The 13,361-nt window shown below is 69.1% G+C and carries 13 protein-coding genes; 10 read left to right on the plus strand and 3 right to left on the minus strand.

Annotated elements, in window-relative coordinates:
• Position 1 precedes the first annotated feature (1 nt).
• The gene (locus AC5P9I_RS08970; protein ID WP_049465248.1) at positions 2-517 is read left to right on the plus strand and encodes a cytochrome c oxidase assembly factor Coa1 family protein; all 516 of its coding nucleotides are present in this window, start codon (positions 2-4) and stop codon (positions 515-517) included.
• Between the two features lie 251 nt (positions 518-768).
• On the plus strand, positions 769-2,568 hold the full coding sequence (locus tag AC5P9I_RS08975; RefSeq protein ID WP_088476065.1) for a DUF885 domain-containing protein: 1,800 nt from the start codon (positions 769-771) through the stop codon (positions 2,566-2,568).
• 154 nt (positions 2,569-2,722) lie between these two features.
• Here AC5P9I_RS08975 and AC5P9I_RS08980 read toward each other — a convergent pair whose 3' ends face one another.
• Entirely contained in the window at positions 2,723-3,181 is a 459-nt protein-coding gene (locus tag AC5P9I_RS08980; RefSeq protein WP_005420187.1) for a hypothetical protein, read from the minus strand.
• Positions 3,182-3,365: 184 nt separating this feature from the next.
• Between AC5P9I_RS08980 and AC5P9I_RS08985 the strand changes: the two genes are divergently transcribed.
• The 4 genes from AC5P9I_RS08985 to AC5P9I_RS09000 all read left to right on the plus strand — a co-directional run bounded on the left by AC5P9I_RS08985 (position 3,366) and on the right by AC5P9I_RS09000 (position 5,965).
• Positions 3,366-3,614, plus strand: coding sequence for a hypothetical protein (locus AC5P9I_RS08985; RefSeq protein ID WP_006475755.1), 249 nt, complete (start codon positions 3,366-3,368; stop codon positions 3,612-3,614).
• A gap of 122 nt (positions 3,615-3,736) precedes the next feature.
• On the plus strand, positions 3,737-4,654 hold the full coding sequence (locus AC5P9I_RS08990; protein ID WP_049465251.1) for a bestrophin family protein: 918 nt from the start codon (positions 3,737-3,739) through the stop codon (positions 4,652-4,654).
• A 19-nt stretch (positions 4,655-4,673) separates the two neighbouring features.
• On the plus strand, positions 4,674-5,663 hold the full coding sequence (gene hemB, locus AC5P9I_RS08995; RefSeq protein ID WP_049459543.1) for a porphobilinogen synthase: 990 nt from the start codon (positions 4,674-4,676) through the stop codon (positions 5,661-5,663).
• Between the two features lie 32 nt (positions 5,664-5,695).
• On the plus strand, positions 5,696-5,965 hold the full coding sequence (locus AC5P9I_RS09000; protein WP_049465253.1) for a hypothetical protein: 270 nt from the start codon (positions 5,696-5,698) through the stop codon (positions 5,963-5,965).
• An 82-nt stretch (positions 5,966-6,047) separates the two neighbouring features.
• On the opposite strand, the gene AC5P9I_RS09005 is transcribed toward AC5P9I_RS09000, so the two are convergent.
• Positions 6,048-6,911, minus strand: a complete 864-nt coding sequence (locus AC5P9I_RS09005) for a TolB family protein (RefSeq protein WP_049465296.1) — start codon at positions 6,909-6,911, stop codon at positions 6,048-6,050.
• A 48-nt stretch (positions 6,912-6,959) separates the two neighbouring features.
• Here AC5P9I_RS09005 and aroE point away from each other — a divergent pair, with 48 nt between their 5' ends.
• From aroE to dinG, 3 genes are all read left to right on the plus strand, one after another.
• Positions 6,960-7,805 carry a shikimate dehydrogenase gene (aroE, locus tag AC5P9I_RS09010; RefSeq protein WP_130768284.1) on the plus strand — a complete coding sequence of 282 codons (846 nt, stop codon included), beginning with the start codon at positions 6,960-6,962 and terminating at the stop codon, positions 7,803-7,805.
• Between the two features lie 3 nt (positions 7,806-7,808).
• Complete coding sequence (locus AC5P9I_RS09015) at positions 7,809-8,162, plus strand: hypothetical protein (protein WP_049465257.1); 354 nt, start codon at positions 7,809-7,811, stop codon at positions 8,160-8,162.
• Between the two features lie 167 nt (positions 8,163-8,329).
• A complete protein-coding gene (dinG, locus tag AC5P9I_RS09020; RefSeq protein ID WP_049465259.1) occupies positions 8,330-10,432 on the plus strand; it encodes an ATP-dependent DNA helicase DinG in 2,103 nt (700 codons plus the stop codon).
• A gap of 130 nt (positions 10,433-10,562) precedes the next feature.
• Here dinG and ilvD read toward each other — a convergent pair whose 3' ends face one another.
• Positions 10,563-12,401: a dihydroxy-acid dehydratase gene (gene ilvD, locus AC5P9I_RS09025; RefSeq protein ID WP_049465262.1), complete on the minus strand. Its 1,839-nt coding sequence runs from the start codon at positions 12,399-12,401 to the stop codon at positions 10,563-10,565.
• A gap of 382 nt (positions 12,402-12,783) precedes the next feature.
• Between ilvD and AC5P9I_RS09030 the strand changes: the two genes are divergently transcribed.
• Positions 12,784-13,356: a DUF1190 domain-containing protein gene (locus tag AC5P9I_RS09030; protein WP_049465264.1), complete on the plus strand. Its 573-nt coding sequence runs from the start codon at positions 12,784-12,786 to the stop codon at positions 13,354-13,356.
• Positions 13,357-13,361 lie beyond the last annotated feature (5 nt).

Raw genomic sequence — 13,361 nt, forward strand, 5'->3', positions numbered from 1 at the left:
GATGACACTGCCGCCGCCGATTCCCACCCACGGCCCGAAGCCCGCCGGCTGGTGGTCCCGCCACTGGCGCTGGGCGATGCCCGTGGCCGTGCTGCTGGTGCTGGGCGGGGCCGGTGGCACGGTGGCCTGGAGCGTGCTGCGCTGGAGCGAGGCGGCACGCGAGAGCCCACCGATGCGCGAAGCGCTGCGTCGCGCCGGCTGCAGCATCGAACTGGTGGAAGCCTTCGGCGAGCCGCTGCGTGCCGAATCGATGCCGCTGGGCAGCATGCAGACCGCGATCAACGGCCAGCGTGACGTCGGCCTGACCGTGGCCCTGGAAGGTCCCCGCGCGCACGGCCGGCTGTTCGTGAAGGGCACCCGCAGTGACGACGTGTGGGACTACCCGGTGATGTACGTGCTGGGCGAGGACAGGCAGACCTTCGACCTGACCGCGCTGGACGACGATGAGGCCGCGCAGGAATGCGAACTGCAGGCCTGCCGCGAGCGCGGCGAATGCCCGCCGACGGCTGCGATGTGACCTCCACGGGCAGGCAACTGCGGGACGTCGACGGGGTAGAGTCGACCGGGTAGAGTCGACCGTCAGTCGACTGCTCTTCGATCAGATAGCGAAACCCCCGCGCTGCGCGCGATAGTCGACTGACAGTCGACTCTACGCCGGCGGGCTTCCGCGGAGCCCCGGCTGCACAACCAGCCCGCCATGACTTCCCGCCGATTGTCGCCACCGCGCTGAGCGCGTAGGGTGCGGGCAACCCTGTCCTGGAGTGCACCATGAAGCCGATCGCGTTGGCCGTTGCCCTGGCCCTGACCGCTGCACCGCTGCTGTCCGCACCGCCGGCGCTGGCCGCACCCGCCGCCAAGGCCGCCACGCCGGCCAGCCCGGCCTGGGTGGCCCGCAGCAATGCGCTGGCGCAGATCCTGCTCGATGCACAGGGCCCGTTCCAGCCGGAAGAAACCGGCTTCTTCGGCGTGCCCGGCTACGACGACAAGGTCGCCGACCTCGGCCCCGACAACGGCAAGCGCTACCGTGCCGCGATGGCCAAGGCCCGCGAGGAGCTGAAGGCGAAGCTGGCCACCGAGAAGGATCCCAACGTCCGCCAGGACCTGGAGATCATGATCCATGCCGCCAACCAGAACATCGAAGGCAGCGAGCTCAACGAGAAGTACCTGCTGCCGTGGAGCGATGCGCCGCAGACGGTGTTCAGCGGCCTCAACCTGCTGCTGTCCGACCAGGTGCCGGCCGAGCGCCGTGCCAAGGCGCTTGACCGCCTCAAGGCCTATGCAGGCCTGCAGCCGGGCGGCACCGCGTTCACCACGCTGGCCCGCCAGCGCTACGAAGAGCGCTTGAAGGACAGCAGCCTGCTGCAGCCGACGAAGATCGAAGTGCAGCAGTCGCTGGACAACGTCGAGACCTACATCACCGGCATCGAGTCGCTGCTGAAGAAGTACCAGATCGCCGGCGCTGACGAGGCGATGAAAACCCTGGCCGGGCAGATGAAGGACTACGCCGCCTGGACCCGCAAGGAAGTGCTGCCGAAGGCACGCACCGATGCGCGCCTGCCGGCGCCGCTGTACGCCTACCAGCTCAAGCAGGTCGGCATCGACATCGATCCGAAGCTGCTGATGCAGCGCGCGCAGCTGGAGTTCATGGAAACCCGCTCGGCGATGCAGCAGCTGGCGCCGCTGGTGGTGAAGGACAAGGGCCTGAAGGTGGCCGATCCCAGCGATCCGGTGGCGGTGATCCGTGCGCTGAAGGCCGACAAGATCGCCGACGACCATCTGGAAGGGCACTACCGCAAGGTGATCGACGCGATCGATCCGCTGATCCGCGAGCACGCCATCGTCGACGTGCCCAAGCGCGCCATGCAGATGCGCCTGGGTTCGGCCGCCGAGAGCGCGGCCAGCCCGGCACCGCACTTCCTGCCGGCGCCCCTGGTCAACAACACCGGGCAGCAGGGCACCTTCGTGCTGCCGCTGGGCAATCCGGCGGCGGGCCCGGGCGCGCAGTACGACGACTTCAACTTCGGTGCGGCGGCGTGGACGCTGAGCGCGCATGAAGGCCGCCCCGGCCACGAGCTGCAGTTCACCGCGATGGTCGAGCGTGGCGTGTCGCTGGCACGCACCATGTTCGCGTTCAATTCGGTGAACGTGGAAGGCTGGGCGCTGTATGCCGAGGCCGAGATGGTGCCCTATGAACCGCTGGACGGGCAGATGATCGCCCTGCAGTTCCGCCTGCTGCGCGCCGCGCGCGCAATGCTCGACCCGATGCTCAACCTGGGCCTGACCGACCGCGCCAACGGCGAGCGCGTGCTGATGGAGCAGGTCGGCCTGTCCAAGGCGATGGCCACCCAGGAACTGGACCGCTACATGGTGCGCATGCCGGGCCAGGCCGGCAGCTACTTCTACGGTTACACCCGCATCCTGGAGCTGCGCATGCAGACCGAGCTGGCACTGGGTGCGAAGTTCGATCGCCTCGCGTTCAACAACTTCCTGCTCGACCAGGGCCTGCTGCCGCCGGACCAGCTGGCCGACGCGGTGAACAAGGTGTTCGTGCCGAAGTACAAGCGCTGAACGCCCTCCGGTAGTGCCGGCCGCTGGCCGGCATTCCCCTGGCGTAGAGAGGATTCCCGAGGTTGCCGGCCGCTGGCCGGCATTCCCCCGGTGTAGAGAGCATTCCCGAGGTTGCCGGCCAGCGGCCGGCACTACCTGCGGTGAGGCTGCCGCGTCACCGCTGCGGCGTGATCACCTGCGTCGGCAACCGCGCCGGCGGTTCCGGGTTGGGTACCCAGATCGCCACGCCGGCGGCGCGCTTCTGCGTGGTCGGAATACCAATGCCAACGCCGCCACCCACGTGCGAGCCGAACGTGCCGGCGCCCACCGACATGCCCACCGGCGAGCCGCTGCTGCCCACGCCCATCAGCACCACGCCATTGGCGCCCAGTGCTGCGGCTTCACGCTTGAGGCGCGCCACTGCGGCGTCGGTCTGGCCCTGCGTGCCGAAGCCCACGGCAGACGCCGATTCCAGCTGCGCGATTTCCTGGGAGCCGGCCGGTGGCGTGGAATAGATCTGGACCAGTGCCGGATCGATCGGCGCGCGGGCGCGGCCCAGCATGACCTTGGAGGTGCTGGCACAACCGGCGGCGACCAGCAGGATGGCCGCCAACGCGGCCCAACGGATGTTCATGGCACGACCCCTGTAGGACTGGTTGCGATCATCGGCGGGCTACTCTGAATCGGTGCCAACCCCCCGGCCAGGGCAGCCACGGCCGCACGCTAGCACGGTGCGGGTGACAGCCCCGCCAAGGGCAGTAGGCGGCGGCAGCGGGAACGACTATGGTGGGGACAGGAACCAACGACGGGAGAGCGGAATGGGTGTGATCAGTCTGTTGTGGGGCGTGCTGGCGCTGCTGTGGATGATCCTGGCGCTGATTCCGCTGCTCGGCTGGGGCAACTGGTTCCTGATCCCGTTCGCCGCCGTCGGTGCGGTGATCGCCGCGCTGGGCATCCTGTTCACCCACCCCAGCAAGCGCGGCCGGGCCTGGGCCGGGCTGGTGCTGAACGGCATCGTGGTGGTGGTCGGCATCCTGCGCCTGGGCCTGGGGGGCGGCGTGATCTGACCCCGGCGCCGGGTGCGACAGGGCGTCGCAGGTGCACGGCTGCCGGCCGGGCAGGGGCGTACAATGAGCGGCTGCGCGAGCCCCCCGCGTGCCTGTGAATCCGCGCCCGGCGCGGCTGCCCGATGATCATCCGACCCCGTCCCCACGGCTGGCAACTGCTGTACATCCTGCGCGGCTCGATCGTCAAAGCGATCGCGCCGAAGGTGCTGGCCATCCTGATCCTGTCCATCGCCGTGGCGGCGGTGGTGGAACTGGCCCCGCCGATCGGCATCGAGCGCGTGTCGGTGACGCCGTTCACCCTGCTCGGCCTGGTCCTGTCGATCTTCCTCAGCTTCCGCAACAGCGCCTGCTACGAGCGCTGGTGGGAAGGCCGCAAGCTGTGGGGCCAGCTGGTCTACGAATCGCGTTCGCTGGCCCGCCAGGTGAACCTGCTGCTGGCCGATGACCCCGGCCGCCGCCGTCGCATCGCCTATCTCACCACTGCGTTCGCCCATGCGCTGGCCGCGCGCCTGCGCGGGCGCATCGTGGCCCTGGCCGCCTTGCCATGGCTGGACAAGCCGCAGCGCGAGCAGCTGGGCCAGCGCGAGAACGTGCCCGATGCCCTGCTGTCGATGATCGCGGCCGAGCTGGCCCAGGCGCTGCGCGCCGGCGAGCTTGATCCGATCCTCTACACCCAGCTGGAGGAGCGGCTGCACGCCATGTCGTCGATCCAGGCCGGCTGCGAGCGCATCCTCACCACGCCGCTGCCGTTCGCCTACACCCTGCTGCTGCACCGCTGCGCGTGGATGTTCTGCGTGCTGCTGCCGTTCGGCCTGGCCAGTTCGCTGGGCTGGGGCACGCCGGTGCTGTCGGCGGTGCTGGCCTATGCCTTCTTCGGCCTGGACCAGCTGGGCGAAGAAATGGAAGACCCGTTCGGCCTGGAGCCGAACGACCTGCCGCTGGACGCGCTGGTGCGCACGATCGAGATCGACCAGCTCGACGCGCTCGGCGAACGCCCATTGCCCGAACCCCTGCTGCCGCAGGGCTACCTGTTGCAATAGCCACTCTTCGGAGCCTGCCATGTCCCATCCGCTTTACCGCCCGCGCCGCATGCGCCACGACGAGTTCTCGCGTCGCCTGATGCGCGAGAACACGCTGACCACCGATGACCTGATCTACCCGGTGTTCGTGCACGAACTGGCGGGCCGCACCGCAGTGCCGTCGATGCCGGGCGTGGAGCGGCTGTCGATCGAAGAGCTGCTGAAAGTGGCCGAAGAGGCGCTGGAGCTGGGCATTCCGGTGATCGACCTGTTCCCGGTGATCGACCCGTCGCTGAAGTCGCTGGACGCATCGGCGGCGTGGGCCGAGGATGGCCTGGCGCAGCGTGCGATCCGCGCGCTGAAGTCGCGCTTCCCGGAACTGGGAGTGATGACCGACGTGGCGCTGGACCCGTACACCACCCACGGCCAGGACGGCATCATCGACGACAAGGGCTACGTGCTCAACGACATCACGGTCGAAGCGCTGGTCAAGCAGTCGGTGTCGCACGCCGAGGCCGGCGTCGACATCGTCTCGCCGTCGGACATGATGGACGGCCGCATCGGCGCGATCCGCCGTGCGCTGGATGCCGAGAACCACATCAACGTGCGCATCATGGCCTACTCGGCCAAGTACGCCTCGGCGTTCTACGGCCCGTTCCGTGATGCGGTGGGCAGCGCGGCCAGCCTCGGCAAGGCCGACAAGAAGACCTACCAGATGGACCCGGCCAACGGCGACGAGGCCCTGCGCGAGATCGCGCTGGACCTGGAAGAGGGCGCCGACATGGTAATGGTCAAGCCGGGCATGCCCTACCTGGACCTGGTGCGCCGGGTGAAGGAGACCTTCGGCGTGCCGACCTTCGCTTATCAGGTCAGTGGCGAGTACGCGATGATGAAGGCCGCCTTCGCCAACGGCTGGCTGGACGAGCGTGCCTGCGTGCTGGAGTCGCTGCTGGGCTTCAAGCGGGCCGGTGCCGACGGCGTACTGACCTATTTCGCGCCGCAGGTGGCGCGATGGCTGCGCGAGCGCTGACAATAGCGCCACGATAGACGGAGGACTGCGCGATGGGACCCGAACTGGGATGGATGCAATGGCTGATCTGGGGCACCGGTACGCTGGTGTTCGGCGCCATCATCGTCGGTGTCTTCATCGCCGCGTGGCGGGCCGGCAAGCGCCCGCCGGAACAGCTCTCCGCTGCCCGCCGCGTGGCCCGTGAGCAGGCGCTGCCGGACAGCGTGCAGGCCGAGCTGGCCGCGTTGAACCAGCGCAAGGACAACGGCCAGCTGAGTGAGCTGGAGTACGAGCAGCAGCGCGCCAAGGTGTTGTCGCGCTGACGGGCAATGCCCGGGGTCGGATCCCTTTCCGCAGGAAAGGGCTCTGACCCCTTCGCGGGCGCCATCCACGCGCGGCGTGGATCTACCGCACGCACCCGGCCACCGCCGCCACCTTCGGCACCGCCAACCGGTACACGTCCACGCCACCGGCACGCGGGGCCTTCGCCGCGCTGCTGGCCACCAGCATCTCCGCCGGCTTGGCGTTGTCGATCACCGGCGCGCCGGTCCAGCCGCCGGCCTGGTTGAACGACAGCCCCAGCGGCTGCAGTGCCGCGCCGCTCCACGCGCAGCCGTTGCTCCACACCTGCGCGGTTGCACCGCTGCCGCGGCTGAACACCACGGCGCCATCCTGGCCCAGCCAGTCGCCGTCGGTTTCATCGTCGGCGCTGTTCAATGCGCTCAGCGCGCTGGCCGGGCCGCGCCTGCCGTTCGCATCCAGCGGCGCCACGAACAGATCCCAGCCAGCGCCGCGGCCCTGCTGGCGGGCAAACAGCAGCTGCTTGCCGTCCACGCTCAGCGCCGGCCCGCGCTCTTCCCGGCGCCCGCCGTCACCGGCCAGCGGCTGCGCAGGGCCCAGCTGGCCGTCGGCGGCCAACGCGGCGCGGTACAGCGCCAGCGCGCCCTCGCGACCGGCCGCGAACAGCAGCCAGCGGCCATCCCGGCTGAAGTAGGGATCGCGGGCTTCACCGGCCACGCTGACCGGCAGTGCCTGGGCCTGCTGCCAGCGGCCGTCCACCACGCGCGCCTCCCACAGGCCCCAGCCGGCCTCGCCGCGGCGGGCGAAGACGATGCGCTGGCCATCGGCGCTGATCGTGGCGCGGCCCTCGTCGGCGCGGGTCGAGACCACGCCCATGCCTTCGATGCCGTACTCGTTCAACGCCATCGCCACGGGGGCAGAGAGTAGACTGGCGGCGAGCACCAGCAGGGGCGGGGTGATGCGCATCATCCAGATCCGTGCATGAAAGAGCATCAGTCTAGCCAGCTTGAGGATTCCATGACCGACCGTTACGCCGTCTTCGGACACCCCGTTGCCCACTCGAAGTCGCCGCAGATCCACGCGACGTTCGGTCGCCAGGAAGGCATCGCCATCGACTACCGTGCGATCGACCTGGCGCCGGATGCCTTCCTGGCCGGGCTGGACGCCTTCGCCGCCGAGGGCGGTGTCGGCGCCAACGTCACCCTGCCACACAAGGAAGCCGCGTTCTCGGTGTGCACCACGCTGACCGCACGGGCGCGCCGCGCCGGCTCGGTCAACACGCTGCTGCGCAAGGGCGACCGCTGGCACGGCGACACCACCGATGGCATCGGCCTGGTGCGCGACCTGACCGACCGCCATGGCCTGGACCTGCGTGGCCGCCGCGTGCTGATGATCGGTGCCGGTGGCTCGGCGCGCAGTGTCGCACCGGCGCTGCTGGATGCCGGCATCACCGAACTGGTGGTGGTGAACCGCACGCCGGAGCGCGCCGATGAACTGATCGACGCGATGGGCGAGCCGGGCCGCGCGATCAGCCGCTACTGGGAAGACCTGCGCGAGCTGGGCGACTTCGAACTGATCGTCAATGCCACCTCGGCCGGCCGCGACCGCGACGTCGAGTTCAAGCTGCCGCTGTCGCTGGTCAATTCGATGACCACCGCCGTCGACCTGAACTACGGCGAGGCGGTCATCGCTTTCCTGGCCTGGGCCCGTGCGGCGAACTGCCGCAATACCGTGGATGGCCTGGGCATGCTGGTCGAGCAGGCGGCCGAGAGCTTCCTGCAGTGGCACGGCGTGCGCCCGCAGACCGACGAGGTCTACCAGTCGCTGCGCCAGGGCTCGGCCGTGCTGGCCGGCGAGGACTGATCGATGGACGGCACGACGTTGATGGTGACCGTGCTGAGCATGGTCGGCGTGCGCCTGCCGGTGCTGATCGCGCTGTGCATCGGCCTGGTCTGGGTGGTCGGCGCGCCGCGCGATGCCACCCGCACCGGTGCCCTGGTCGGCCTGCTGCTGTTGCTGCTGTCCAGCCTGGGCGGCCTGGCGGCGGGCATGCTGCCGATGTGGCTGGTCAGCAGTGGTAATTTCGGCGCCGTGTCGGGCATGGGTGCCATCCTCGGCGTGCTGCATTTCGCACTGGCCATGGTCGAGGCCATCGGCGTGGTGCTGCTGGTGTGGGCGCTGGTGCGCCTGCTGCGTAGCCGTCCCGCCCCGGTCGCCTGAGCGCTGGCGCCGGGCCACGCCCGGCGTGTTTCGCCCCTGTGCGGCGCGGGCTTCGGACCGTGCGCGCCGGCGGGCGTCGTCGCTGGCTCGTTCAGGGTGCCGGCAACAGTGAACGCGGCCGGCCATGCGACAATGACCGGCCTGATCCAGCTACGGTAACTCCCGGCGTGACCGAAACCGTCGCCGCTCCGCGCACGCTCGATGACCCCTTGAAGGACGCGATCCGCAAGGCGTACACGACGCTGCAGGCCAATACGCCCGGCTTCTCCACCCGCCGCTCGCAGAGCCAGATGATCGGCGTGGTGTCGCGCGCGCTGTCGAAGAGCGGTGGCGTTGGCGTGGTCGAGGCGCCCACCGGCGTCGGCAAGAGCCTGGGTTACCTCACCGCGGGCGTACCGATTGCGCTGGCCACCAAGAAGAAGCTGGTGATCAGCACAGGCACCGTGGCGCTGCAATCGCAGCTGGTCGAGCGCGACATTCCCAATTTCCTCAAGGCCACCGGCCTGGAAGCGACCGTGGCGCTGGCCAAGGGACGCACCCGCTACCTGTGCACGCGCAATGCCGCCGAGGCGCAGGGCGAGGGCTCGCAGGGCGGCATGTTCGAGGACGACGCGCCACTGTTCGACCGGCCGCTGGCGCCGATCGAGATGGACATCGCCAAGCGCCTGACCGACGCCTTCACCAGCGGCAGCTGGGATGGCGATATCGACAATGCGCCGGAGACCATCAGCCCCGGCCTGCGCAGCCGCATCACCACGCCGGCCTCGGGCTGCGCCGGCCGCCGCTGTGCCTACTCGGCGCAGTGCGCGGTGCTGCGCTCGCGCAACACGGTGCGCGATGCGCAGATCGTGGTCACCAACCATGCGCTGCTGCTGTCGGCGCTGTCGATCGGTGACAGTGACAACGGCCAGCCGTTGATCGCCCCGCCGTCGGACATGCTGCTGGTGCTGGACGAGGGCCATCACATCGGCAACGTGGCGATCGATCAGGGCGCGGCCAGCCTGGCGCTGGACGAGATGGCCAAGCGTACCGGCCGCCTGCAGATCCTGATCGCCGGCGCCTACCGCGCGGTCGACAAGGACCGCCTCGGCAACCTGCTGCCGAACGAAGCGATCGAAGTCGCCAGCAACGTCGCCAAGCAGCTGCGCGCGTTCCGTGACCACGTCGAGCGGGTGTGGATGCCGGCGCCGGCGGACGAAGAGCCGATGTGGCGCGCGGCCAACGGGCGCCTGCCCGAGGCTTGGCGCGAGCCGATCGAGGCGCTGGCCGACGATACCCGCAGCCTCTACAACTGGGCGCATGCGGCCACCGCGCAGGTAGCCAAGGGCAAGCCGGACGATGCCGCGCGCGAGCGCCTGCAGCGCAACCTGGGCATGGCGCTGGAGATGATCGAGCAGCAGTACAACCTGTGGCAGGCCTGGCGCCGCGAGGACAAGGATGGCGCGCCGCCGATGGCGCGCTGGGTCACCGCCACCCGCGATGGCGACCTGGTGCTGCACGGCTCGCCGGTGTCGGCCGCGCACGTGCTGCGCAAGCTGCTGTGGGATGAAGTGGACTCGGTGGTGATGACCTCGGCGACGTTGACCGGTGGTGGCGATTTCCAGTCGCTGGCGATCGACAACGGCATCCCCGAAGACGCCGAGATGGTCTCGCTGTCCTCGCCGTTCGACCTGCCCAACCAGGCCGAGCTGATCGTGCCGAAATTTCCGGTCACGCCGGACGACCGCGAGGGCCATCCGCGCGAAGTGGCGCGCTATCTCGACACCGAGCTGGACTGGGCCAAGGGCTCGATGGTGCTGTTCACTTCGCGCTGGAAGATGGAGAAGGTGGCCGGCCTGATGCCGGCCGCGCGCCGCAAGCAGGTGCTGGTGCAGGGCGAGATGTCCAAGACCCGGCTGATCGAGGAACACCTGCGACGTGTCGAGGCAGGCGAGGGTTCGGTGCTGTTCGGCCTGAACTCGTTCGGCGAGGGCCTCGACCTGCCCGGCGAAGCCTGCACCACGGTAGTGATCACCCAGGTGCCGTTCGCGGTGCCGACCGACCCGCAGACCGCTACCCTCAGTGAATGGTTTGAGGGGCGTGGGCTGAATGCCTTCAACCTGATCGCCATTCCGCATGCGTTGCGCACGCTGACCCAGTTCGCCGGCCGCCTGATCCGCACCTCCACCGACACCGGCCGCGTGGTGATCCTCGACTCGCGGCTGCTGACCCGCCGCTACGGCAAGCGCATCATCGACGCGCTGCCACCGTTCAAGCGCGTGATCGGCTGACCGGTAGTGCCGGCCGCTGGCCGGCAAAAAGGGGACGGAGGGGATTAAGTCGTTTTAGGCACAAACGACTTAATCCCCTCCGTCCCCATTTTCCAGATGCCGGCCAGCGGCCGGCACTACCGGATCGGCATCAATCGCCGAGCAGGGCGGTGTTGCGCACGGCGCCCTTGTCGGCGCTGGTGGCCAGCAGGGCGTAGGCCTTCAACGCGCTGGTGACCTTGCGTGGGCGCGGCGCGCGCGGCTTCCAGCCGTGTGCATCGGCATGGGCGCGGCGCTGGGCCAGCGTGGCCTCATCCAGCAGCAGGTCGATGCGGCGGGCCGGGATGTCGATGCGGATGCGGTCGCCGTCTTCCACCAGGCCGATCGTGCCGCCGCTGGCGGCTTCCGGCGAGACGTGGCCGATCGACAGGCCCGAGGTGCCACCGGAGAAACGGCCATCGGTGAGCAGCGCGCACTGCTTGCCCAGCCCCTTCGATTTCAGGTAGCTGGTCGGGTACAGCATCTCCTGCATGCCGGGGCCGCCCTTGGGGCCTTCGTAGCGGATCACCACCACCTCGCCCGGCTGCACCTCGTCGGCGAGGATGCCGGCGACGGCGGCGTCCTGGCTTTCATAGACGCGCGCGGGGCCTTCGAACACGTGGATCGATTCGTCCACGCCGGCGGTTTTCACCACGCAGCCATCCACGGCCAGGTTGCCGCGCAACACGGCGAGGCCGCCTTCCAGTGAGTACGCATGCTGCAGCGAACGGATGCAGCCCTCGGCACGGTCCACGTCCAGCGTCGGCCAGCGCGTGGCCTGGCTGAAAGCTTCCTGGGTGGGAATGCCGGCCGGGCCGGCCTTGAAGAAGGTATGCAGGGTGTCGTTGTCACTGCGCACTACGTCCCAGCGTTCCAGTGCGTCGGCCAGGCTGGCGCTGTGCACGGTGGGTACCGAGGCATCGAGCAGGCCGGCGCGGTCCAGCTCGCCGAGGATGCCGAACACACCACCGGCGCGGTGCACGTCTTCGATGTGGTACTTGGGCGTGTTCGGCGCCACCTTGCACAGCTGCGGCACGCGCCGCGACAGCGCGTCGATGTGGGTCAGGTCGAAGTCGACCTCCGCCTCCTGCGCAGCGGCCAGCAGGTGCAGGATGGTGTTAGTGGAACCGCCCATGGCGATATCCAGGGTCATTGCATTGGCGAACGCGGCCTGGGTGGCGATGCCACGCGGCAGTGCCGTCGGATCCTCGCCGCCATACCAGCGGTGGCAGAGTTCGACGATCAGGCGGCCGGCGCGGCGGAACAGCGCTTCGCGGTCGGCGTGGGTGGCCAGCGTGGTGCCGTTACCGGGCAGCGACAGGCCCAGCGCTTCGGTCAGGCAGTTCATCGAGTTGGCGGTGAACATGCCCGAGCAGGAACCGCAGGTGGGGCAGGCGCTGCGCTCGAACGCGGCCACCTTCTCGTCGGAGGCGCTGTCATCGGCGGCCACCACCATCGCATCGACCAGGTCCAGCTTGTGCTCGGACAGCTTGGTCTTGCCCGCTTCCATCGGGCCGCCGGAGACGAACACCACCGGGATGTTGAGGCGCAGCGCGGCCATCAGCATGCCGGGGGTGATCTTGTCGCAGTTGCTGATGCACACCAGCGCGTCGGCGCAGTGCGCGTTGACCATGTATTCCACGGCGTCGGCGATGATCTCGCGGCTGGGCAGCGAATACAGCATGCCGTCGTGGCCCATCGCGATGCCGTCGTCCACGGCGATGGTGTTGAATTCCTTGGCGACGCCGCCGACCTGTTCGATCTCGCGCGCGACCAGCTGGCCGAGGTCCTTCAGGTGCACGTGTCCGGGCACGAACTGGGTGAAGGAGTTGGCGATGGCGATGATCGGCTTGTGGAAGTCGCCGTCCTTCATGCCGGTGGCACGCCACAGGGCGCGGGCGCCGGCCATGTTGCGGCCGGCGGTGGAGGTACGGGAACGGTATTCGGGCATGGCGGGCGGAACGGGCGAGCCGTACGACGTGGGGGTCGCCCGATCATGGCCAATTTTTTCGGTTGCTGCTGCAACCACCGGAGGTGGTCCGGCCGGGCTGCGCCCGGCACCCGCGGTAGTGCCGGCCGCTGGCCGGCAACCTCAACAGCAACAGCGGGGCTATCCGTGGGATGGCGGGGCGGGTCCGGCTGCGGGGGCCGGCGCGCCCTGCGTTGCTCTTGGCAGGTGTCGACCCTGGTCGACACGGTAGATCCACGCCATGCGTGGATGATGGAGAGCGACGAAGATGAAAGGCCGTTCATCTTTCGCACTTTGCCGATTCCGGTTGCTGGCCCGGATTTGGCATCATTGGGGCATTGATCCGTCGACAGGGCATGAGGCCATGAAACGTTCCCGCACCACCGCGCTGTTGCTGATGAGCGCCGCGCCGCTGCTGTTCACCGCCTGCCAGAAGGAGCCGGAGGTGAAGGTGCAGGAAGGCCTGTATACCTCCGTCGAGGCCTGCACCGAGGCTACCGGCGATCCCTCGTCGTGCCGCAACGCCTTCGCCGAAGCGCAGAAGCAGGCCGCCGATGCGGCGCCGAAGTACGCCAGCAAGGAAGCCTGCGAGAAGGACTACAAGCCGGAGCAGTGCGTGCAGCAGCACACCTCGGCAGGCACGTCGTTCATCGGCCCGATGATGATGGGCTTCTTCATGTCGCAGATGCTGAGCAACCGCGGCGGCCTGGCGCCGCAGGCACCGGCGTCGGCGCCGGCCTACCAGGACAGGAATGCGGGTTGGGCGCGCCCGGCACCGGGTGGCACCGGTGGCTTGAACACCGCCAGCGGCATCGGCGCCGGCAAGGCCGGCCTGGCGCCGGTCACCAGCGAACCGAACCGTGCGGTCACTGCCAGCCGTGGTGGCTTCGGCAACACCAGCGCACGCCGCAGCAGCAGCGGCAGCTACGGCGGCTGATCGAC

It is taken from the genome of Stenotrophomonas sp. YJH_SMC_29 (assembly GCF_059371235.1).

What these genes read in the sequence shown, in the direction of transcription:
- AC5P9I_RS08980 (WP_005420187.1), bottom strand. Translation starts at nt 3,181, where the DNA reads ATGAACATCCGTTGGGCCGCGTTGGCGGCCATCCTGCTGGTCGCCGCC.
- aroE (WP_130768284.1), top strand. Translation starts at nt 6,960, where the DNA reads ATGACCGACCGTTACGCCGTCTTCGGACACCCCGTTGCCCACTCGAAG.
- AC5P9I_RS08975 (WP_088476065.1), top strand. Translation starts at nt 769, where the DNA reads ATGAAGCCGATCGCGTTGGCCGTTGCCCTGGCCCTGACCGCTGCACCG.
- hemB (WP_049459543.1), top strand. Translation starts at nt 4,674, where the DNA reads ATGTCCCATCCGCTTTACCGCCCGCGCCGCATGCGCCACGACGAGTTC.
- AC5P9I_RS09000 (WP_049465253.1), top strand. Translation starts at nt 5,696, where the DNA reads ATGGGACCCGAACTGGGATGGATGCAATGGCTGATCTGGGGCACCGGT.
- AC5P9I_RS09015 (WP_049465257.1), top strand. Translation starts at nt 7,809, where the DNA reads ATGGACGGCACGACGTTGATGGTGACCGTGCTGAGCATGGTCGGCGTG.
- AC5P9I_RS09030 (WP_049465264.1), top strand. Translation starts at nt 12,784, where the DNA reads ATGAAACGTTCCCGCACCACCGCGCTGTTGCTGATGAGCGCCGCGCCG.
- AC5P9I_RS08970 (WP_049465248.1), top strand. Translation starts at nt 2, where the DNA reads ATGACACTGCCGCCGCCGATTCCCACCCACGGCCCGAAGCCCGCCGGC.
- AC5P9I_RS08990 (WP_049465251.1), top strand. Translation starts at nt 3,737, where the DNA reads ATGATCATCCGACCCCGTCCCCACGGCTGGCAACTGCTGTACATCCTG.
- AC5P9I_RS08985 (WP_006475755.1), top strand. Translation starts at nt 3,366, where the DNA reads ATGGGTGTGATCAGTCTGTTGTGGGGCGTGCTGGCGCTGCTGTGGATG.
- AC5P9I_RS09005 (WP_049465296.1), bottom strand. Translation starts at nt 6,911, where the DNA reads ATGATGCGCATCACCCCGCCCCTGCTGGTGCTCGCCGCCAGTCTACTC.
- ilvD (WP_049465262.1), bottom strand. Translation starts at nt 12,401, where the DNA reads ATGCCCGAATACCGTTCCCGTACCTCCACCGCCGGCCGCAACATGGCC.